The organism is Leeuwenhoekiella parthenopeia (assembly GCF_020782115.1).
GTDB lineage: Bacteria > Bacteroidota > Bacteroidia > Flavobacteriales > Flavobacteriaceae > Leeuwenhoekiella > Leeuwenhoekiella parthenopeia.
On record NZ_JAJGMW010000003.1, the window covers coordinates 45585 to 67333 of the forward strand.

At 43.4% G+C, this 21749-nt stretch carries 26 protein-coding genes and 1 pseudogene; 14 read left to right on the forward strand and 13 right to left on the reverse strand.

Annotated elements, in window-relative coordinates; all coding sequences use genetic code 11:
- The first annotated feature begins 36 nt into the window (after positions 1-36).
- The 8 genes from LLW17_RS02820 to LLW17_RS02855 all read left to right on the forward strand — a co-directional run bounded on the left by LLW17_RS02820 (position 37) and on the right by LLW17_RS02855 (position 6460).
- Entirely contained in the window at positions 37-570 is a 534-nt protein-coding gene (locus tag LLW17_RS02820) for a 30S ribosomal protein S16 (RefSeq protein ID WP_228228755.1), read from the forward strand.
- 12 nt (positions 571-582) lie between these two features.
- Entirely contained in the window at positions 583-1107 is a 525-nt protein-coding gene (gene rimM, locus LLW17_RS02825; protein WP_228228756.1) for a ribosome maturation factor RimM, read from the forward strand.
- Positions 1108-1292: 185 nt separating this feature from the next.
- Positions 1293-1835, forward strand: coding sequence for a hypothetical protein (locus tag LLW17_RS02830; protein WP_228228757.1), 543 nt, complete (start codon positions 1293-1295; stop codon positions 1833-1835).
- Between the two features lie 68 nt (positions 1836-1903).
- Positions 1904-2575 (forward strand): tRNA1(Val) (adenine(37)-N6)-methyltransferase, encoded by a 672-nt coding sequence (locus tag LLW17_RS02835; protein ID WP_228228985.1) that lies wholly within the window; start codon positions 1904-1906, stop codon positions 2573-2575.
- Positions 2576-2712: 137 nt separating this feature from the next.
- On the forward strand, positions 2713-3891 hold the full coding sequence (locus tag LLW17_RS02840; RefSeq protein ID WP_228228758.1) for an acyl-CoA dehydrogenase family protein: 1179 nt from the start codon (positions 2713-2715) through the stop codon (positions 3889-3891).
- Positions 3892-3969: 78 nt separating this feature from the next.
- Entirely contained in the window at positions 3970-4746 is a 777-nt protein-coding gene (locus tag LLW17_RS02845) for a DUF3050 domain-containing protein (RefSeq protein ID WP_228228759.1), read from the forward strand.
- A 41-nt stretch (positions 4747-4787) separates the two neighbouring features.
- Entirely contained in the window at positions 4788-5699 is a 912-nt protein-coding gene (locus tag LLW17_RS02850) for a metallophosphoesterase (RefSeq protein ID WP_228228760.1), read from the forward strand.
- Positions 5700-5707: 8 nt separating this feature from the next.
- A complete protein-coding gene (locus tag LLW17_RS02855; protein WP_228228761.1) occupies positions 5708-6460 on the forward strand; it encodes an SGNH/GDSL hydrolase family protein in 753 nt (250 codons plus the stop codon).
- A gap of 23 nt (positions 6461-6483) precedes the next feature.
- Here LLW17_RS02855 and LLW17_RS02860 read toward each other — a convergent pair whose 3' ends face one another.
- The 7 genes from LLW17_RS02860 to trmB form a co-directional block, all read right to left on the reverse strand.
- Complete coding sequence (locus LLW17_RS02860; protein WP_099645657.1) at positions 6484-6804, reverse strand: 2Fe-2S iron-sulfur cluster-binding protein; 321 nt, start codon at positions 6802-6804, stop codon at positions 6484-6486.
- A gap of 126 nt (positions 6805-6930) precedes the next feature.
- The gene (locus LLW17_RS02865; RefSeq protein WP_228228762.1) at positions 6931-7839 is read right to left on the reverse strand and encodes a hydroxypyruvate isomerase family protein; all 909 of its coding nucleotides are present in this window, start codon (positions 7837-7839) and stop codon (positions 6931-6933) included.
- Positions 7840-7956: 117 nt separating this feature from the next.
- Positions 7957-8199, reverse strand: a complete 243-nt coding sequence (locus LLW17_RS02870; RefSeq protein WP_099645655.1) for a NifU family protein — start codon at positions 8197-8199, stop codon at positions 7957-7959.
- A gap of 4 nt (positions 8200-8203) precedes the next feature.
- Complete coding sequence (locus LLW17_RS02875; protein ID WP_228228763.1) at positions 8204-9340, reverse strand: Mrp/NBP35 family ATP-binding protein; 1137 nt, start codon at positions 9338-9340, stop codon at positions 8204-8206.
- A gap of 114 nt (positions 9341-9454) precedes the next feature.
- Positions 9455-9799 carry an MGMT family protein gene (locus LLW17_RS02880; protein WP_228228764.1) on the reverse strand — a complete coding sequence of 115 codons (345 nt, stop codon included), beginning with the start codon at positions 9797-9799 and terminating at the stop codon, positions 9455-9457.
- Between the two features lies 1 nt (position 9800).
- Positions 9801-10418, reverse strand: coding sequence for a LysE family translocator (locus LLW17_RS02885; protein WP_228228765.1), 618 nt, complete (start codon positions 10416-10418; stop codon positions 9801-9803).
- A gap of 6 nt (positions 10419-10424) precedes the next feature.
- Positions 10425-11099 (reverse strand): tRNA (guanosine(46)-N7)-methyltransferase TrmB, encoded by a 675-nt coding sequence (trmB, locus tag LLW17_RS02890; protein ID WP_228228766.1) that lies wholly within the window; start codon positions 11097-11099, stop codon positions 10425-10427.
- 842 nt (positions 11100-11941) lie between these two features.
- On the opposite strand from trmB, the pseudogene LLW17_RS02895 reads away from it, so the two are divergent.
- Positions 11942-12262, forward strand: a pseudogene (locus LLW17_RS02895) (glycosyltransferase); the annotation flags it as partial.
- Positions 12263-12349: 87 nt separating this feature from the next.
- Here LLW17_RS02895 and LLW17_RS02900 read toward each other — a convergent pair.
- Positions 12350-13435 carry a sensor histidine kinase gene (locus tag LLW17_RS02900; RefSeq protein ID WP_228228767.1) on the reverse strand — a complete coding sequence of 362 codons (1086 nt, stop codon included), beginning with the start codon at positions 13433-13435 and terminating at the stop codon, positions 12350-12352.
- Positions 13436-14119 carry a response regulator transcription factor gene (locus tag LLW17_RS02905; protein WP_099645649.1) on the reverse strand — a complete coding sequence of 228 codons (684 nt, stop codon included), beginning with the start codon at positions 14117-14119 and terminating at the stop codon, positions 13436-13438.
- Between the two features lie 161 nt (positions 14120-14280).
- Between LLW17_RS02905 and LLW17_RS02910 the strand changes: the two genes are divergently transcribed.
- Complete coding sequence (locus LLW17_RS02910; protein ID WP_228228768.1) at positions 14281-15258, forward strand: LuxE/PaaK family acyltransferase; 978 nt, start codon at positions 14281-14283, stop codon at positions 15256-15258.
- A gap of 140 nt (positions 15259-15398) precedes the next feature.
- On the opposite strand, the gene LLW17_RS02915 is transcribed toward LLW17_RS02910, so the two are convergent.
- Positions 15399-15869 carry an Lrp/AsnC ligand binding domain-containing protein gene (locus LLW17_RS02915; RefSeq protein WP_099645646.1) on the reverse strand — a complete coding sequence of 157 codons (471 nt, stop codon included), beginning with the start codon at positions 15867-15869 and terminating at the stop codon, positions 15399-15401.
- 98 nt (positions 15870-15967) lie between these two features.
- The gene (locus tag LLW17_RS02920; RefSeq protein ID WP_228228769.1) at positions 15968-17332 is read right to left on the reverse strand and encodes a saccharopine dehydrogenase family protein; all 1365 of its coding nucleotides are present in this window, start codon (positions 17330-17332) and stop codon (positions 15968-15970) included.
- Between the two features lie 139 nt (positions 17333-17471).
- Between LLW17_RS02920 and LLW17_RS02925 the strand changes: the two genes are divergently transcribed.
- From LLW17_RS02925 to LLW17_RS18925, 4 genes are all read left to right on the forward strand, one after another.
- Positions 17472-17858, forward strand: coding sequence for a DUF423 domain-containing protein (locus LLW17_RS02925; RefSeq protein ID WP_228228770.1), 387 nt, complete (start codon positions 17472-17474; stop codon positions 17856-17858).
- 71 nt (positions 17859-17929) lie between these two features.
- On the forward strand, positions 17930-19540 hold the full coding sequence (gene pckA / locus LLW17_RS02930) for a phosphoenolpyruvate carboxykinase (ATP) (RefSeq protein WP_228228771.1): 1611 nt from the start codon (positions 17930-17932) through the stop codon (positions 19538-19540).
- A 78-nt stretch (positions 19541-19618) separates the two neighbouring features.
- Positions 19619-19858: a hypothetical protein gene (locus LLW17_RS02935; protein ID WP_228228772.1), complete on the forward strand. Its 240-nt coding sequence runs from the start codon at positions 19619-19621 to the stop codon at positions 19856-19858.
- Entirely contained in the window at positions 19849-20166 is a 318-nt protein-coding gene (locus LLW17_RS18925) for a type II toxin-antitoxin system RelE/ParE family toxin (RefSeq protein WP_228228773.1), read from the forward strand. The genes LLW17_RS02935 and LLW17_RS18925 overlap by 10 nt, the downstream gene beginning before the upstream one ends.
- A gap of 56 nt (positions 20167-20222) precedes the next feature.
- On the opposite strand, the gene LLW17_RS02945 is transcribed toward LLW17_RS18925, so the two are convergent.
- Positions 20223-20972, reverse strand: a complete 750-nt coding sequence (locus LLW17_RS02945) for a uroporphyrinogen-III synthase (RefSeq protein WP_228228774.1) — start codon at positions 20970-20972, stop codon at positions 20223-20225.
- A gap of 17 nt (positions 20973-20989) precedes the next feature.
- A complete protein-coding gene (locus LLW17_RS02950) occupies positions 20990-21730 on the reverse strand; it encodes a DUF4271 domain-containing protein (protein WP_228228775.1) in 741 nt (246 codons plus the stop codon).
- Between the last annotated feature and the right edge of the window lie 19 nt (positions 21731-21749).

A 21749-nucleotide genomic window follows, 5' to 3' on the forward strand; every position in this document is an offset into this window, starting at 1 on the left:
TATAACCGGGGTCGGGTACCCCAAAAATTAATTTTTATGCCAGTAAAAATCAGATTACAAAGACACGGTAAAAAAGGAAAACCTTTTTACTGGGTAGTAGCCGCAGACACGCGTGCTAAACGTGATGGTAAATTCTTAGAAAAACTAGGAACTTACAATCCAAACACCAATCCTGCGACTATTGACCTGGACGTAGATTCATCTGTAAAATGGTTGCAAAACGGGGCTCAGCCTACCGAAACTGCAAAACGTTTACTTTCTTACACTGGGGTATTGCTTAAAAATCACCTTGCCGGTGGTGTGCGTAAAGGCGCATTAACCGAAGAGCAGGCTGAAGAAAAGTTCAACGCCTGGGTTGAAGAAAAAGCATCTAAAATTGATGCAAAAAAAGAAAACCTTTCTAAAGAACAGCAAAAGGTACGTAAAGAGGCTTTAGCTGCTGAAAAAGCTGCTAATGAAGCTCGTATCGCCGCTGCTCAACCTCAAGAGGAAGAAGCCGTAGAAGCTCCTGAAGCTGCTACTGAAGAAGCTCCTGCTTCTGAAGAGAACAACGAAGAAGAAGCTAAGTAATACTCGTTCACGATGCGCAAAGAAGAATGTTTCTATCTGGGCAAAATCGTGCGAAAATTCAGCTTTAAGGGTGAGTTACTGGCTAAGCTAGATACAGACGAACCCGAGGTTTACGAAGAATTGGAATCAGTTTTTGTCGATTTTAACGGCAATCTGGTTCCTTTTTTTATTCGTAGTGCACAACTGCACAAATCTACACTGCTCCGCATCGATTTTGAAGACGTAAATACCGAAGAAGATGCAGATGACCTGGTCAATGCAGAACTCTACCTGCCGCTTTCTATGTTACCCCAACTGGACGGTACTAAATTTTACTATCACGAGGTTATCGGTTTTACCGTAAAAGACGTTTACTATGGGGAAGTAGGTATTATCACCGGGATCAACGACAATACCGCACAGGCTTTATTTGAAATTGATCACAACGGCAAAGAAGTCCTTATCCCCGTCAACGACGACTTTATCAAAAAAGTAGACCGCAGCACCAAAACCATTACGCTCGATACGCCCGAAGGATTGATTGCTATTTATCTTTAATACAAATGCGAAAGCTTATTTATCTTCTAAAATTACTTTCATTTGTTCTAAGCATTTTATCTCTAATATTATTAATATCTGCATTATCAACTGATCTTACTTTCGATTCAAAAACTGAGTTGAATGTAAGCTTAAATAACATCTATAATTCTGCTCTAAAATACTCCGAGTTATACAGATTATGCTTGATAGTCTCTGCATTTTGGATTACCCTAAGACAACTAAGAATTTCTCAAGAAAATCAGGCTAGAAATTTTAACCAGATTGAGTTTATTCAAAATGACATTCTTGACAAGCGAAATAAAGAAATAAGAGTAGAAACTTTAAACCAAGTTAAATACTTTCAAAATGAAATTCAAGAAAGTATTGAAGCCTTAATAAACGATCATTTACCAAACTCATTTCCAATTATCTGGAGGAATCTTCAAGAAAATCCTATTTCTGAAAATCTCTATCAACATCATCGCAGCTTTTATGATAAGATGACTGCACTAGATAGTCGAAATAAGAATAAAGTAAATCTGATTTTAAGAAAAATTGACTCATTTTCTGCTTTTTTTCTTCACAGTAGTCTTGATAGTAATTTAGCATTTCAAATTATTGGAAATGACTTCCTTAAACAAACTGATCTCCTACTTGGTCCCCTTGCCTTTTTCCGAAAAGATGAGAATTCAACGTATTGTGCTCATTTGTTAGAACTTAAAACTAAATGGAGTAATCTCCATTAGATAAATACAGCTCTGTGTCAAAACCCTTCAAATTCAAACAATTTACGGTTAATCAGGACCGCTGCGCGATGAAGATTGGCACAGACGGGGTATTGCTTGGAGCCTGGGCGCCTGTACATCAAAATCCTTTTTCGATACTCGACATCGGTACCGGCACGGGAGTCATCGCACTGATGCTTGCGCAGTGCTCAGATGCCGAAGTGATTGACGCCCTCGAACTGGATGAAGACGCCTACGAGCAGGCGGTTGACAATTTTGAAGCCTCATCCTGGGGTGATCGCCTCTTTTGTTATCACGCCCATCTCTATGAATTTGCTACCGAAATTGAAGACACCTACGATCTTATTGTGTGCAATCCGCCCTATTTTGAGGGTAGTACCCACCTTGAGGAGCAGCAGGGCTCTGCCCGGGAGCAGGCCCGTTTTGAAGACGCGATGCCTTTTGAACTTTTGGTTGCTTCGGTAAACCAGCTTCTGGAGGAAACAGGTGTTTTTTGCGTGATTATTCCGCAAATGCGGGAAGAGGAGTTCATAAGCCTGGCGGCGAAAGCAAACCTGTATCCTTTTAAGATCACCCGCGTTCAGGGAAATCCTGAAGTGCCTGCAAAGCGTACGCTTCTTGCCTTTTCGCGCAATGCTAAAGCCTCATTACAGGAAGATAATCTGATTATCGAAACTGCACGGCATCAGTACACCGAAGCCTACCAAAATCTGGTCAGGGATTTTTACCTTAAAATGTAGCCCGTTATCCTTCTTAAATTTCCGTTTGGAGTAGCATAGGTTTTAGCATTTTTCTAAATTTAGCAGAAATACAACAGCATTCATTACATCATCTTTAGTGAAAGCTTATAAAACTTTAGAGTTTAACAACAGCGCCTATGAAACCTGATCTTTTTGAATCACCCGATTACTACAACATTGACGACCTGCTAACCGACGAACATAAACTGGTGCGCAGCGCAGCACGCGACTGGGTTAAGCGGGAAGTTTCGCCTATTATTGAAGAAGCGGCTCAAAAAGCAGAATTCCCCAAACAAATCATAGGCGGTTTAGCTGAAATAGGCGCTTTTGGTCCCTACATTCCTGAAGAATACGGCGGTGCCGGCCTGGACCAAATCGCGTATGGCCTCATTATGCAGGAGATTGAACGCGGAGACAGTGGCGTACGCTCTACAGCTTCGGTACAATCGTCGCTGGTGATGTACCCCATTTACAAATTTGGTTCTGAAGAGCAGCGTAAAAAATACTTACCCAAACTCGCCAGCGGGGAGTTTATGGGATGTTTTGGCCTCACCGAACCCGATCACGGCTCCAATCCCGGCGGGATGGTGACCAACTTTAAAGATGCCGGTGACCATTATATCCTGAACGGTGCAAAAATGTGGATTTCCAATTCGCCGTTTGCCGATATCGCTGTGGTCTGGGCAAAAAGTGAAGAAGGCCGCATTCATGGGCTCATCGTCGAGCGTGGTATGGAAGGGTTCTCAACGCCCGAAACGCATAACAAATGGTCGTTGCGGGCAAGCGCCACCGGCGAACTCATTTTCGACAATGTAAAGGTTCCCAAAGAAAACCTGTTGCCCAATAAATCGGGACTCGGAGCTCCTTTATTGTGTTTAGATTCTGCCCGCTTCGGTATAGCCTGGGGTGCGATAGGTGCTGCTATGGACTGCTACGATACCGCTTTGCGCTACGCGAAAGAACGCCAGCAATTTGGCAAACCCATTGGTGCCTTTCAGCTTCAGCAGAAAAAATTGGCCGAAATGATTACCGAAATCACCAAAGCCCAGCTCCTTGCCTGGCGTCTGGGAACTTTACGCAATGAAGGCAAAGCTACTTCAGCGCAAATTTCAATGGCCAAACGCAACAATGTAGATATGGCCTTAAAAGTCGCACGCGATGCCCGTCAAATCCTTGGCGGAATGGGCATTACCGGCGAGTACAGCATTATGCGCCATATGATGAATCTGGAAAGCGTGGTAACCTATGAAGGCACACACGACATCCACCTGCTTATTACAGGGCTTGACATTACCGGCCTAAATGCTTTTAAGTAATCGCATGATAGATATTATCTAACCAAAATGTACAGGTGTATTGCTGACGTTTATTAATTTTGCCAAAAATTAATTGCGATGATACAGGATATAGAAAAAGCGATTGCCCCTTTTCAGGAAGAGCTTCTTAATCACAGTCTCTACAAAAAGCTGAAAACTCCTGAGGATTTAAAAACGTTTATGCAGCATCATGTTTTTGCTGTGTGGGATTTTATGTCACTGCTTAAAGCATTGCAATACGACCTGACTAAAGTTTCAACGCCCTGGTACCCCCTTGGAAATCCTGAGGTGCGCTACCTAATCAACGAGATTGTTCTGGCAGAAGAGACAGACATCAATAAGGATGGAAAACGCCAGAGCCACTTTGAGATGTATCTGGATGCTATGAAAAAATCGGAAGCGTCTTTAGATCAGATCAACACCTTCCTAAACCACATCACGCACGGTACCGACATATTTCTGGTTATTGCCGTAAGCGACATTCCCGAAAGTGTTAAGGAATTTTTACGCTTTACCTTTGAAACCATTTCAGAAGGAAAATCGCATAAAATCGCTGCCGCTTTTACCTTTGGCCGGGAAGACCTCATCCCCGATATGTTTACCCAAATCATTGGGAATATCATCAAAAACTTCCCTCAGGAAGATCTTACCCTGTTTAAATACTACTTTGACCGTCATATAGAACTTGATGGTGACGAGCACGGTCCTATGGCTCTTAAAATGATTGAAGAGCTTTGTGGTACAGATTTGATGAAGTGGGAAGAAGCCCGTCAAACCGCTGTTACCGCACTTAAAAAGCGTATCATTTTGTGGAATGGTATCGAGAAGGAAATCAACCCGAAAGTAACCGCGTAAACACACATATCGTATATTTAAGGTATTGTATACGATAGCAGATGTCTTCAAGAAGCCGTTTTGACCGGGCATTTAAAGATGCAAGTGTAATTCCGTTTAACGATACGGATAAGTTTATACTTTTTAGCGATTGCCATCGCGGGGACAACAGTGGTGCAGATGATTTTGCAAACAACCGCAACACCTACTTTCATGCCCTCCAGCAGTATTATAAAAACGGATTTACCTATTGTGAACTGGGAGATGGCGATGAGCTTTGGGAAAATCTGCATTTTTCTACCCTGTACGAGTCCCATCAAAATGTCTACGAACTGATGCGTAAATTTTATCTGGAAAACAGATTGCATCTGGTTTGGGGCAACCACGATATGATTTACAAAAACCCGTCGCAGGTCAAAAAAAATCTGCATTCGCATTTTGACCGAAGAACAGGTGAGGAACGACCGCTTTTCCCGGGGATTCAAGTACACGAAGCCTTAATACTGAAGCACGAGCAAACCGGGCAGGAGCTCTTTTTATGCCACGGCCATCAGGCCGACTGGATGAATTATATAGGCTGGCGTTTTAACCGGTTTATGGTTCGGGTGTTGTGGCGACCCTTGCAAGGCGCCGGAATATCTGACCCCACGAGTCCCGCTAAAAACTATCTGGAACTCATAAAGGTAGAACGCCGCACCAAAAAGTGGATTTTAGAGCGCAACAATCAGTTTACCATAACCGGCCATACGCACCGGCCCCGCTTTCCCGAACCGGGCGATATCGCCTATTTTAATGACGGAAGCTGCGTGCACCCCCGAAGCATCACAGGTCTGGAGATTGAAAACGGCTTTATTTCACTCATCAAATGGCAAATAGCCACTACAGACGACGGGGTTCTTAAGATTGTTCGCGTGTTGCTGGAAGGTCCACAAAAACTCATCGATTATAAAACCGAACCGGCCCGAATCCCGTAAATTGAAGTATGAAAACTTGGGTACAAATACTGTTTGCAGCATTTTTATGTGTGGGTTGTGCCGCAGGCGATGATGTTTCGGGCTTTGAACCTCAAACCGAAACCCCGGCCGAAACTCCGGCGTCTCCAAATCCTGATACAGAGCTAAGCGGAACGTATAACTATCTGGCTCTGGGAGATAGCTATACCATAGGTGAAAGCGTATGCGAGACCTGTAATTACCCGATGCAGCTCAAAACCGCTTTTAAAAACGAAACACAAGCTGATTTGTCTGTCAAAATCATTGCCCGAACGGGCTGGCGTACCGAAAGTCTCATACAGGCCATTAAAGGGGAAAACCCTGCTCAAAATCAGGATTTGGTAACCCTGCTTATCGGAGTAAATAATCAATATCAGGGCGGAAGCCTGGAAACCTATAAAATTCAGTTTAAAGAATTGCTGGAAACCGCAGTAAAGCTGGCCAAAGGTGACCGGGATCGGGTTGTGGTACTTTCCATTCCCGATTATGCGTTTACGCCTTTCGGTCAAAGCACTACAAACCCGGAAGAAATAACAGCCGAAATCAACGCGTTTAACGAAGCTGCCGAAAACATCGCAACTTCGTCTGACGTGAGCTTTCTCAATATCACAGATATCACCCGAAAAGGCATTGAAGATCCCGAACTTGTAGCGCTAGATGCCCTGCATCCTTCCGAAAAGGCCTATGCAAAGTTTGTAGAACGCTTACTTCCTATAGCGCTGGAAATTCTTAAAACGAATTAGACCGATACCCTTAAAGTTTCGGCTTAACTCTCGGGCGCCAGTTTTACTTCGAGTCCGTTAAGATCTGGAGTAATGGGAATCTGGCAGCCGAGGCGGCTGTTGTCTTCTACGTGAAAAGCTTCCGAAAGCATAGCTTCCTCATCGTAACCCATTTCATTCAGCTTATGATCTGAAAGTACATAGCACTGGCAGGAAGCGCACATCGCCATACCACCACAGGTACCTTCAACCGGAAGTTCGTACATCTTGCACACTTCCATAAGGTTTAAATTCATATCTGTTGGAGCTTCAAGCGCGTGAGCAACTCCTTCCCGGTCAATTACGGTGATTGTGATGTCTTGCATGACAAATACGATTATGCCCTTAGGCGATTAAGAGACTCCCCGTAAGGTAAGCCATTTCAGAGCGCAAAATTAAGAAAAACTACGGATTAAGCCCTTCTAAAGTCTAGTGATTTAATAGGATTAGTACTATACATCACAAATACGCACACCTTCCCGTAAAGCGGCGAGCTTATCGTCGTATGTAGGTATAAATTCCTGCGCAACATAACCGGTATAGCCGGTATCCAGAATGGCCTTCATAATGGCAGGATAATTCAATTCCTGACTGTCATTGATCTCGTTTCTGCCGGGTACACCTCCGGTATGATAATGCGCGATATACTGGTTGTAATCCTGTATGGTACGTATCACATCCCCTTCCATAATTTGCATATGGTAAATGTCGTAAAGCAATTTAAAATGCTCTGAACCAATGCGTTCACACAATTGGGCTCCCCAGGCGGTATGATCGCATTGGTAATCTTTATGATCAACCTTGCTGTTAAGCAATTCCATTATCAAAATGACGCCTTTTTCTTCGGCTTGCTTTACAAGTGGCTGAAGACCTTCAGCACAATTGGCGATACCTTCTTCGTCAGACAACTCCCTTCGGTTTCCTGAAAAAACAATAACGTTTTTAATTCCTTTGGCTGCTGCCTTATCAATAAGCTCCGCATATTTAGCCTGAAGATCTGTGTGATTGCCGGGATCATTAAAGCCATTTTCGATATTCGCAAAGGTATCTGTAGCTACCGAGCATTTGAGTCCATACTGGTCAACGGTATCCCACTCTTCGGGTTTGAGTAAGTCGATGCCTTTAAGCCCAATCGCTGCCGCTCCCTGTGCAAAACTGTCAAGCGGCATACTGCCATAGCACCAGTAGCAGGCCGCGTGGTTGATATTCCCTTTCAATGCTGTTGCTTCCTCGCTCACAAGCTCCTCTGGCTCTTCTTTAGTTTCGGTCTTACAGCTAAGTGCGGTAAGCCCAAGGCTTGCTCCTGATGTTGCCAATGCGATATTTTTTAAGGCAGTACGCCTTCCGTTAGAGTGACCCATAATCCTAATTTTAAAGATCTAAATATATATTAAATGTTCAAATTACGCTTAATATAAGACATAAAAAAACTGCCCGGAAAAATACCGGACAGTTGTATAGATTATTGAATATGCGTCTTAAGCGGTAATATTGATCACCTCTTCAATTTGTGGCGCGTGTTTTTTAATGGTCATTTCAACGCCGCTTTTTAAAGTCATTTGATTAACGCTGCATCCTACGCAGGCTCCTTCAAGCTGTACTTTAACGGTGCGCCCGTCTTCGATGGCCAGCAAAGCGATATCCCCGCCGTCACTTTGTAAAAAAGGACGTATTTCTTCGAGAGCTGCCTCTACCTTACCTTTTAATTCTAAATCTGTCATAGCACTATTTTTTAACTGCGGCACAACCCGCCATTGTCGTGATTTTAACCGCCTCGGTAGGTGGCAAATCGGTATTGCGTTTAACAAGCTGTTCTACGCTGTTGCGAGTCATTTCTTCAAAAGCTTTGGCTAATATAGTATTTTCCTGCAATGCAGCAGGTCTTCCCACATCACCGGCTTCACGAATGCTTTGTACCAAAGGAATCTGCGCCAGAAGCGGCACGTTTAAGTCTTCGGCCAGATTACGGGCACCTTCCTTTCCGAAGATGTAATACTTGTTATCCGGTAATTCTTCGGGAGTAAACCAGGCCATATTTTCTACAATTCCAAGAACCGGAACGTTTATACTTTCCTGCTGAAACATCGCAACACCTTTTTTGGCATCTGCCAAAGCTACATTTTGCGGCGTACTCACCACAACAGCACCGGTAATAGGCATCGCCTGTACAATACTCAGGTGAATGTCGCCGGTACCCGGAGGCAGGTCAACCAGAAGAAAATCAAGTTCACCCCAGGCTGCGTCAAAAATCATTTGATTTAAAGCTTTTGAAGCCATCGGCCCGCGCCATACCACCGCCTGATCAGGACGGGTAAAAAAGCCTATTGAAAGCACTTTTACGCCGTAACTCTCCACAGGTTTCATCTTTTGTTTCCCGTCTACTTTTACAGAAAGGGGTTTCTCTTCCTGCACATCAAACATCATCGGGATAGATGGCCCGTAGATATCAGCATCAAGGATACCTACTTTAAAGCCCATTTTTTGCAGGCTTACGGCCAGGTTTGCAGTGATGGTAGATTTACCAACCCCACCTTTACCGGAAGCTACTGCAATAATATTTTGTATACCGGGAATGGGTTTCCCTTTGATTTCGTTTTTCTGCTGCTTTTCAGGAGCGTCAACCCGTACGTTTACCTTTACTTTAGCCTTCTGATGCACTTCGGCATGAATGGCTTTCATAATCTCCACTTCGGTTTTCTTCTTGGCCTGCAGACTTGGGTTTTTTATGGTTACATCTACGATAACCTCATCGCCAAAAGTAACCACATTAGTCACGGCACCACTACTCACCATATCCTCACCTTCACCGGGTACGCTGATGGTTTTTAAAGCTTCTAAAAGGGCTTGTTTTTCTAATTTCACAACTTCTTAATTAGATTAATTCTAAAATGCAAATATAGGCCGAAAACTTCAGAAACTAAAAGACTTCCTGGTCTTTACTGAAGGGATAAAATAAGGCCGGAAATGTGTGAAATTCTAGGAAAATCCCAATTCGGTCACTGGGTCCCAAAACTTCTCGTCAAAGTTTTGCAGTTTATCCCCTTCAACCTCGTGGCCTTCACTCTCGAGCAACTGCTGCATCAGATTGGTCCCCGGAAAATGATGCTTGCCGGTAAGCAGGCCATTGCGGTTAAGCACCCGGTGCGCAGGTACATCTTCACGGTTTACCGAACCATTTAGCGCATAACCCACCATTCGGGCACTGCCTGCAGCACCCAGATACCGGGCAATCGCTCCGTAAGAAGTCACCCTGCCATACGGAATACGCTTTGCCACCTCATAAACCCGGTTAAAAAAGTTAAGTGTTTCGGGCTTTGGCATATTACATTCTGAATAAGGTGATGAGCACCAGGATAATCATAAGCCCCGCCATAAAATAATTGGAATATTTGGCAAAGTTGCGCGGCTCATGCTGAATACGGTTAAATCCTACCACGTAGACATACAGGGAGGTAAAAGTGCCTGCCGCTGCGGCCAGTACAAACAGGCCCACTTCGAGAATACCGGCCTGGCCTTTGCTCGTGATGTTTAAAGCAGCGCTAATGGCACAAAAATACGGTAGCGGCAATACATTTATTGTTGCCACAAACACACCCTTCCAGAAACTGCGTCTTCCGCTGTGTTTCGGAATTTTTACGTCTTTCACTTTATTCTTTTTGGCCTTGATAAAGAAATAGACCGCAAGAATACCAAAAATCACAATCCCGGTTCGAAACAGTGTATTGCGCACGGCCTCATTACTAAAAATATAACGGGCCAACAGTACTGCAAAAAAAGCCTGAAGCATCACCACTACCGAAGCGCCAATTGCCACCAATACGCCATTGCGCATACCCCGGTGCACGCAGGTTTTAGCCACAGACATATTGACCAGCCCCGGTGGCAATACACCCAGCAAGGCAGCAAAATAGGTGATAAAGAAAAGCTTGGTTATTTCCAAAGGCGGTTAATTGATCTTAAACTTGATATAGGTAATCGCTTTATCCTGTTCAAGATACTGTTTTTCGTAAAAAGTCTGAATGTCAACCACTTCTTTTGGTGCCATATGATTGCTGTAGATGTCATGATGCGCATAAAGCACCTCGTGACCCAAACCGTGGAGCAATCCCAGCGTGTAGCCATGCATAAACTCAGAGTCGGTTTTAAGATGCATGAGTCCGTCTGGCTTAAGAATAGTTTTGTAGCGCTCCAGAAATTCGAAGTTGGTCATTCGGTGCTTGGTGCGCTTGTATTTGATTTGAGGATCGGGAAAGGTAATCCAGATCTCAGAAACCTCGTTTGCTGCAAAAGCCTGATCTACCAATTCAATCTGAGTACGCAGAAAACCGGCATTATCAATATGCTCTTCCAAAGCGGTTTTGGCCCCGCGCCAGAAACGGGCACCTTTGATGTCAATGCCTAAAAAGTTTTTATCGGGAAAACGCTGCGCCAGGCCCACCGTATACTCTCCTTTGCCGCAACCCAGCTCAAGAACCAGGGGTTTGTCGCTTTTAAAAAAATCGCGGTTCCAGTTACCCTTAAGTTTGAAGTTCCCATCGGTGATTTCCTCACGGGTGGGCTGAACCACGTTGCTAAACGTCTCATTTTCCCTGAAACGCTTCAGTTTATTTTTGCTTCCCAAAGCCTTAGTATTAAAATTAAAAACGGCCTCAAATATACGGGTACTCCTGCAAATGCCGTTATCTAGCTAAAGCTATTCTCCGGGATATTCAATTTGCAGCTTTTTTTAGACTGAAATATTTTCGATTATACAACTCTCAGATTAAGCGAAAGTGATAATTCGGTTAAAAACGCTCTATATTTTAATAGTTTGATAATCTAACGGAAACATTTAAGTATCAGTGAAGTTCCATTTTTGTAGCTGTGAATACTCAAAAAAACATACTCGTTGCACCGCTTAACTGGGGACTGGGTCACGCCACGCGCTGTATCCCGCTTATCTATGCCCTGCTGGAGGATGGTTTTACTGTAATTCTGGGCAGCGATGGCTCGGCGTTACAGTTGCTTCAGAAAGAATTTCCACAGCTTAAAAGCATCGTTTTACCTTCTTACGATATCAAGTACGCCAAAAACGGGAAAAGCTTTAAATGGAAAATGCTTTTGCGAAGTCCGAAAGTTTTAAAAGCGGTGCGCAAGGAACGCGAGCAACTCAAATTGCTGGTCAAAAATGGCGAGGTAGACGGCGTCCTGTCAGACAATCGTCTGGGACTGTATCATGCTGACATCCCCACGGTTTTTATGACGCATCAGCTTCAGGTATTAAGCGGAAAAACCACCCGTCTTACTTCGGCATTACACCGCAATTACATTCGGAAATTTAATGAATGCTGGGTGCCTGATTTTGGCGGCGAACTCAATCTAACAGGCAAACTGGGTCATCCCAAGAATTTTGATATTCCTGTAAATTACATCGGGCCGCTTTCCCGTCTTGAAAAAGTGGAGACCGAAACCTATTACGACATTATGGTGCTGTTAAGCGGGCCCGAACCCCAACGTACTGAGCTCGAGGAAATTTTATTCCACGAACTGAAGCATTACAACGGGCAGGTACTTTTTGTTCGCGGGGTGGTTGAAGCGGAACAACAAATTACCCGAAAGGGCCAGGTCAAGATTGTAAATTTTATGGAGAGTCAGGATTTACAGGCAGCAATCTGCGCCAGCGATCTGGTTATAAGCCGCTCGGGATACACAACCATTATGGATTTGCTCAAACTGGGCAAAAAAGCCTTTTTTATTCCTACACCCGGGCAGACCGAGCAGGAATATCTGGCACGCAGACTTGAGGGCAAAGGGATTATTCCGTTTGCAGAGCAGGAGCGCTTCCGGCTTAAAGATTTAAGCAAAGCGAAATTATACAAGGGATTTGACAACCTAGTTCCCGCCTACCACGTCGACAACGGGCTTTTTAGGGAGCTCTTCGGCCTTTTCAAGAGTGAACGAAAACTCAGAACCCACTCCAAAGTCGCTTTCAACATAAATCTTTTCGTCATGGGCCTCAATAATATGTTTGACGATAGAAAGACCCAATCCTGAGCCACCCTCGCGTCGCGAACCACTCTTATCAACCCGGTAAAACCGTTCAAACAAACGCGGAATGTGTTCAGAAGCGATACCTTCACCATTGTCTGTAACCCGCACGATAACCTTATTCTGAATCAGGTTTTCAATCGTTATTTCGGTGGTGCCGTCCTGTTTTCCGTATTTGATGGAGTTTACAATGAGGTTGGTAAGCAACTGCTGAATGCGCTCGCGATCTGCATTTACCATTACCGGTTTTAGGTCCGCCCGTTCAAAAGTTAACGTGATATTCTTTTTTGAGGCTTTCATCTCGAGGAGCTCAAAGGTGTGCTGCACGAGCTCTACCATATCAAAATATTCATAGCGCAGGTTAAGATCACCTACTTCAAGTTTGGCAATCATATCCAAATCGCTTACCAGGTAAACCAGACGCTCTACTGCAGCAGCGGCACGCTTGAGGTACTTTTTAAGAATGGTTTTATCTTTCATCGCCCCGTCAAGCAGGGTGAGAATATAACCCTGAGTGGTAAAAAGCGGGGTTTTGAGTTCGTGAGCCACGTTCCCCATAAACTCCTTCCGGTACTCCTCTCGTATTTTTAAGGATTCGATTTCCAGTTTTTTACTGGCTGCAAATCGTTCTACTTCTTTAGTCAATGTAGACATATCTGTAGTGATTTGCCCGCGTTTAAGCGTGGTCACATCAAGCAGGGAGACGTCATCGTAAATCTTTTTGACGCGTTTGTAAATAAAACGCTCAACCCGCACCTGAATTAGAAAAACAGACAAAACAAAACATACGGGGATAAAGCAGAGCAGAAAAATCCAGTCAAATGCATCTTTTATATAGAAAAAAACGCTCACAAAGAGCGTTAGACAGACCGTTATGTACATCGATGAGAAGATCGCAAAACGGTATGATTTTTTAAAACTGGCTGCCATTTACACTACAAATTTATAGCCTACTCCTTTAATGGTTTTAAACTTTTTGTTGCCTATTTTTTCGCGCAGCTTACGTATGTGAACGTCAATGGTTCTGCCGCCTACCACAACTTCGTTACCCCAGACCTTGTCCAGAATATCCTCGCGCTTAAACACCTTGCCGGGTTTTGAAGCCAGCAGTGAAAGCAATTCAAACTCCTTACGGGGCAAGATCATCTCTTTCTTGTCTTTGATGATTTTATATTCTTCGCGGTTGATAATGAGATCTCCAATTTTTAATGAAGCGTCAGTCTCTTCTTCCTCCTTAAGTCTGCGCAGCAAAGCTTTTACTTTACTCACTAAAACTTTAGGCTTAATAGGCTTGGTGATGTAATCATCTGCCCCGGCATCGTAGCCGGCTACCTGCGAGTAGTCTTCGCCTCGAGCAGTTAAAAAGGTAATGATGGTTTCTTCCTGACCGGGGAGCTTGCGTATTTGTTCACAGGCTTCAATCCCATCCATCTCAGGCATCATCACGTCAAGAATGATCAAATGCGGATTGTGCTTCTTAGTCATTTTTACACCTTCTTTACCGTTTGAAGCGGTAAGCACCTGGTAACCCTCGTTGCTCAGATTGTAACCTATGATTTCCAGGATATCCGGTTCATCGTCAACGAGCAAAATCTTTATCTCTTTTTTCTTCATCAGTATAAAAGATTTAATGTAGCCGTAAAGATAAGTTTTAAATCGGGCTGCACGCGGCTTGTAAAATTTGGTAACATTAAAATAAAATAACAGTTTGTTTAAAAATAATAAATGTTCGAATGGTTTTCAATTTAAATACCTTTGCAGTCCTATTTTAGCCTATGCTGCCCCAACGCATTTTTGACATAAAAACCCCCGCGCAATTTAATCTGGCTGCGCTTCAATCCTTCCGGTATCAATGGGAGCACAACCCGGTTTACCGTCAGTTTTGCGAGTACCTCAACATCAAACCGGACGCGATTACGCGGCCTGAAGACATTCCGTTTTTGCCCATTCAATTTTTTAAAGAATTTACCATTACAGCTTCGCCAGACCCGGTACAAACTATTTTTACCAGCAGCGGTACCACCGGCAGCATCACCAGTAAGCATCATGTGGTTGATCTCAAACTTTACGAGCAAAGTTTTCGCGAAAGCTTTAAACTGCATTACGGCGATGTGAAAGATTTTACCATTCTCGCCCTGCTGCCTGCCTATTTGGAGCGCACCGGTTCTTCGCTTATTTATATGGTTGACCGGCTTATTCAGGACAGTAACAAACCCAATAGCGGATTTTACCTCAATAATTATGAAGCTTTAAGCGAAAAGCTAAGCGTTTTGGACGCCGCCGGCGAAAAAGTGCTGCTTATAGGCGTCTCTTTTGCCCTGCTTGATCTGGTGGAGCGGTATGACTTTAACCTGAAGCATAGCATCGTTATGGAAACCGGAGGGATGAAAGGCCGCCGGAAAGAACTCATACGCGAAGAATTACACGCTATTTTGAAGGAAGCTTTTGGCGTAGATGCCATACACAGTGAGTACGGGATGACCGAGCTGCTTTCTCAGGGATACTCTGCCGGAAACGGGATTTTTACCCTGCCTCCCTGGATGCAGATTTATATGCGGGATACCGAAGATGCACTGCAACTGGTTGAACCCGGAAAAACCGGCGGCATTAACGTGATCGATCTTGCCAATCACTATTCCTGCCCCTTTATCGCCACGCAGGATTTAGGCAAAAAAACAGACGACAATCACTTCGAAATTCTGGGTCGTTTTGACGCTTCAGACGTGCGCGGCTGCAATCTGATGGTGCTGTAAAAAATTTTGAAAAATCGTGTAAGTAAAAAAGTATATAACCGACTTAATGAGTGTTCATAATTGGTTGGTTAGTTAAGTTGGAAAACCCGGATGCTTTTGGTTAGGAAGCGCCGGGTTTTTTAGTGTTTTTATTTTCGAAATTACACCTGTATCTGTCTTTCTATCTGCTGATTTAGTGAAATAAAAGTTTCTGTTCGGGAAACGCCGTCAATCGCCTGAATTTTCTTGTTGAGCAGGTGCATCAAATGTTCGTTGTTTTTACACAGAATCTTGATAAAAATAGACCAGTTCCCGGTGGTGTAGTGGCATTCTATAACTTCCGGAATTTCTTCGAGTTGCTTTACTGCTTTGGGGTTGCTCACCGCGCGGTCCAGATAAATGCCGATAAACGCCATGGTGTTGTAGCCTAATATTTTGGGATCGATGATAAAACGCGAACCGGTTATGAGTTTGGCTTTTTCGAGTTTGCGCAGGCGTTGATGAATAGCCGCTCCGGAGATACCCACTTTACGGGCAATTTCCAGAATGGGCTTACGGGCATCGGTCATTAGCTCTCTCAAAATGATTTTATCAATACCGTCTATCGCGATTTCTTCGTTTACAACTTTCATCTGATAATTTTAAATTGAAATTTGAAACTAAAATAGACAATAAACCAACTAAATAACATCTTAATGCCTAAAAACACTTCAGTCATCAAGCCAGAAACTTACTGATGATGTGGATTGTAACCTAAATACGGAACCTCATATTCTTTAAAATGAATCCCGTATTGGGTGAGTTCGTCAAGAATGGGTTCGTAAACTTCGCGGTCAATAGGGAGTTGCACACCGGGTTTGGTGATTTTGCCATTTAAAATTTTAAGCGCCGCGATCCCCACCGGTAAACCCACTGTTTTAGCCATAGCGGTATAGGTTTGATTTTCACCCTCCAAAACCATTGTGGCATCTATCTGCTTTTTCTCTCCGTTGAGTTCGTACCCAAACTTATGATACATCACGATCATATCTTTATCCTCGGGAGCGAGCGTCCACTGATCCTCGAGAATGCGCTGCAGGCATTGCGCGGGGCTCGCATTTTTCAATCCCAGCTGTTTGTGATCGTTAAACAGATCGAGTTCGAGTAATTTATCCCACAGTAAATCATCCTGGTCTATCTTCAGGCCATGTCTTAGTTTCAGCTCAACCGAATCGGTAGGCGAATACGGCAGAAAAAGATTGGTAAACTCCCTATACGACATGGTTTCGGTATCCTGAAGCCTGTAGCTGTCATCGGTCATCCCCAGTTGAACAAACAGGTTCCAGGCACGTGAGAAACCTACCCGGCGAATGGTGCCGCGGTATAAGGTCAAAATAGCATCCAGCCCATAAATGCTTCGGTACTTGAGTGAATTGCGGTTTGCGTAGGCTTCAAACCTTCCGTAGCCTTCCACATCCAGAAATTCGGTGCGTCTAAACAGGCGATGATACGGGATGTATTTGTAGGTCCCTTCCTGAATAAATTCCGCAGCGCCACCTTGCCCGGCAAGCACTACGTTTCGCGGGTTCCAGGTAAATTTATAATTCCACAGGTTGGTATCGCTTTGGGGAGCAACCAGACCCCCACAAAACGATTCAAAAAGCAACATCTTGCCACCTGCATCGCGTATGCGGTCTATCACCTGCATCGCGCTCATATGGTCAATGCCCGGATCAAGGCCTATCTCATTCATAAAAACAAGGCCTTTGGCTTTTACCTCGGGATCCAAAGCCAGCATCGCATCACTTATATAGGAAGCAGTAACCATGTTTTTACCAAATTTCAGACAATCGCGGGCAACCTCAATATGCAGGACCGCGGGCAACATACTTATGACCAGATGAGCTTCCTGAATAAACTGTTGCCGTGCTGCAGCATCGTCGATATTAAGCTCTACCGCTTTGGTGTTGGGGTGTGACGCACAAGCTTTGCGAGCCTGATTCAAATCGAGATCGGCTACTAGCAACTGCAATTGCTCCTCCTGAGATTTACTGGAAAGGTATTTTATGAGTTGGGCCGTTGACTTTCCGGCACCGATTATTAAGATTTTTCGCATAGGAATGTAGTATTTTTGCCAAAGTTTAATTTACACAATTGCACTGCACAAAAAAGCTGTTTTAAAAGCATTCTATGAGGTTTTTGAAGAGATCATTTGAGCATCATATAACTGCAATTGCATTAACGTTTTGCGCAACATGAAAAAGAACATGCTCATCACCGGTGCCATTTTAGGCCTTCTTGCTGTCATTCTTGGTGCATTTGGCGCCCACGGACTAAAAGAAAGCCTGACTCCCGAAGCTCTAAACTCGTTTGAAACCGGTGTGCGCTACCAGATGTATCACGCCCTACTCATGCTTCTTGCGGCTGCAAGCTTTTCACTACCGGAGAAAGCTTTAAAAGCACTTTTTTACCTGTTGCTGAGTGGTATTTTGCTCTTCAGCGGTTCTATCTATTTACTCACCACAAAATCACTCACCGGCATCGATATAAGCGCTGTAGCCTGGGTGACTCCCATCGGCGGAGCCTTGCTAATTGCGGGTTGGGCATTGCTCGTGCTTAACCTTATCAAATTCACAAAATAATTAGTTAAAATTAGAAAATTGAATTTATTATTACCGTATTTTTGTCGCGTATTTATTAAAAATTCAATTTTATGGCTTTATCTGCCCTATCTACGAAAACGATTTCGTTATCGCAATACGGAATCAAAAATGCAACAATCGCTTATCAACTGGATCCCGAAGAGCTACACGCTATTTGTGTAGAAAAGGGCGAAGGAAAGACCACCTCAACCGGTGCACTTGCGATCAATACCGGTACGTTCACCGGAAGGTCTCCAAAAGACCGGTTTATCGTAATAGATGAGCATACCCGGGACCAGGTTTGGTGGGGAGAAATCAACATCCCTTTTGATAAGACCAAATTTGAGCGCTTGCGCAGGCGCATGCTCACATACCTTTCAGACCGAAAACTTTTTGTACGTGACGCCTTTGCCTGCGCTGATACCCGTTACCGCATAGGTATTCGTGTAATCAACGAGAATGCCTGGTCTAATTTATTTGCTTATAATATGTTTCTGCGTCCTACCGATGCAGAACTCGATAACTTCAAAGAAGACTGGCTCATTCTTAATGCTCCCGGATTTAAAGCAAACCCTGAGCTTGACGGTACGCGTCAGGAAAATTTTGCCATCATCAGCTTTGAAGAAAAAACCGTTTTAATCGGCGGAACCGGTTATACGGGCGAAATCAAAAAAAGTATCTTTTCAGTACTTAACTTCCTGTTACCGGTTACGCAGGAAACCCTGCCTATGCACTGCTCTGCTAATGTGGGCGAAAATGGGGAAACCGCTATCTTTTTCGGACTTTCTGGCACCGGAAAAACCACACTAAGCGCAGATCCTGATCGCAAGCTTATAGGCGACGACGAGCATGGCTGGACGCCTGATAATACCATCTTTAATTTTGAAGGCGGTTGTTATGCCAAAGTAATTAACCTTTCTGAAGAGCAGGAACCAGACATATTTAATGCGATTACAGCCGGTGCCCTGCTTGAAAATGTAGTTTTAGATGCCGATGGCGAAGTAGATTTTAGCGATACGTCAATCACGCAGAATACACGGGTGAGTTATCCCATTCACCACATCAGCAACATTCAGACTCCATCGATCGGTAAAAACCCAAAGAATATCTTTTTCCTAACTGCCGATGCCTTTGGAGTCCTGCCTCCTATTTCTAAATTGACTCCGGGACAGGCCGCTTACCATTTTATAAGCGGTTACACCGCAAAAGTAGCAGGTACCGAAGCGGGAGTCAACGAACCCATGCCTTCTTTTTCAGCTTGTTTTGGCGCACCGTTTATGCCGCTTCATCCTACTGTATATGCCGAAATGCTCAGCGATAAGATGAAAGAAGCCGGTGTAAATGTTTGGCTCATCAATACCGGATGGACCGGCGGACCTTACGGAATAGGCAAGCGTATGGCTTTAAAATATACCCGGGCGATGATCAATGCCGCTTTGAGCGGAGCTTTGGGCGAAGTCAATCACGAGAATTATCACATGCATTCCGTTTTTGGAGTCGCACAGCCCCGCACCTGTCCGGGTGTACCCGATAGTGTTTTGAGCCCCCGACAAACCTGGAACAACGACGAGGGTTATTATAAAACAGCTCATAAACTCGCTGCTGCATTTAAGAATAACTTTAAAAAATTTGAAGCTTACGCCAGTGAGGAGATTATGGCAGGGCAGCCACCATTGGGATAATTTAAAGGAGTATTAAGTATGATTCGATTCGTCTTATAAATTGGTATTTTCTTATTTTTTATAAAAAAGAATTGAACCATGGACTTGCAAACCAGAAAACTAGAATTCATTAAGGAATTCCTCAAAATCCAAAGTGAAGAAGTCCTATCGAGACTTGAAAAAGCTTTAAAAAAAGAGCACCTAGAGGAACAATTTGATTTTCTGCCATTTACGGAAGAAGAATTCAACTTTCGTATTGATAAGTCTTTGGAAGATTCTAAAAACCTGAAGTTGACCGAGGCTCATACATTGCTGGAGCAAATTAAGAAGTGGAACTGAAGCTATTTTGGACTGATTTTTCTCAATCCGAACTTAAAAAAATCTACAGGTATTACAGAGAGCAGGCCGGTTTAAGAATTGCTCAAAAGATTGTTGAGGGAATTTTAAACGAGAGTTTAAAGCTTATTTCGCAACCTCGACCCGGACAAGTTGAACCACTCCTGAAGCATCGAAACAAAGAATTCCGGTATTTGATTTATAAAAATTATAAGATTATCTACCTGATTCTTGAAGAACAGAATAGGATTGATATACAAGATGTTTTTGACACGAGACAAAATCCACGTAAAATAGAGCGTACCAAATGAAAAAGACCGTTCAGAAATTCTGAACGGTCTTTTTATATTTTAGAAAGTTAGGTTTTCTACTTTTTATTGTTCACCTCGTCTATATACTTTTCTAAAGCCATAGTCATGGAAGGCGTTTCCGGTGTAGGCGCCATAATGTTTACTTTAAGACCGGCCTCTTCAACTGCACGTACGGTTGAGTTACCAAAAACTGCAATACGCGTCTCGTTTTGCTTAAAGTCAGGGAAATTCTCAAATAAGGATTTGATTCCGCTGGGACTGAAGAATACCAAAATATCATAAGTCACATCTTTAAGGTGCGACAAATCACTGGTAACGGTTCGGTAAAAAATACCTCGATCCCAATTCAGGTTGAGTTCTTCAAGAACTTTAGGCACTTCGGGTTTTAATATGTCTGACGATGGAAGCAAAAACTTCTCATTCTTGTATTTTTTCAAAGTAGGTCCAAGCTCTGTAAAGGTGCGTTTCCCTACATAGATTTTTCGCTTGCGATACACCACATATTTCTGCAGATAATAGGCTACCGCTTCACTTTGGCAAAAATACTTCAGCGTATCGGGCACTTTATAGCGCATCTCATCAGCTATTCTGAAAAAATTATCAACCGCATTACGGCTGGTAAGAATGATGGCAGTGTATTTATTCAGGTCAATTTTTTGATGTCTAACTTCCTTGCCTGAAACCCCTTCTACATGAATGAAAGGAATGAAATCAACTTTTACTTTTTTCTTTTCTTGTAACTCAAAGTATGGGGAATTTTCAACCTTTGGTTCTGGTTGTGAAACCAAAATAGTTTTCACTTTCATAGACATTCTTCTAAATTTTAGCGCAACACTTCACTAAATAGCTTATATAAAATGAAGTAGGGTGCGATTTCAAGAGCGCAAAGGTACAAAATAAAATAAAACAGGTTGTTGAAAATTAACTTTTCATACCTGCGAAACGTGTTGAAAAGACTGATTAGGTTAAGGATTAAAAAGATACCTATTACTATTTGCAATACAAGTAGCGATGGCTCTGCCGCATAGACAAAAAAGGCGTTTACCGGAATCAGGATTAAAGCAAAATAACTGCGGTAACTCAGTTTATAAAACTGATAGGTATCCAGATGATCTTCGCCCTTAAAAAGCACTCCCAGGGTGCGCTCGGTAAAAAATTTGAGCGACACAAAAACCACGTAGACCAGCGTAATACGCACATAACCCACAAACGGACTTATGGTTTTAAACAGTTCGTATTTCTGAGCCACCAGAAAGACAAACAAAGAGATTGATAAAAACTGTACTGTAAACAGCAGCAGATTAAACGGATGTTCAAACTGGATATCTTTACTCGACTTGAGCAGGTATTTTTCATTCAGCGGCAGCTCACCAAAATCTACAAATTTAGATTCATAAGCCACCCGCGCAGCAGCAATGAGCACCAGGCAGCCCACCAGCACCAGGGTGATCCAGTCATTACTTATCAGGTTTCGCTCTATTGCCTGCACTTTACCGTTTTTGGAGAGGTTAAAATTACTATAAAACGCAGAGTTTAGCGAAATGCCGCTCTTATTAATATTCAAAATAAGTACATTTGTCCTT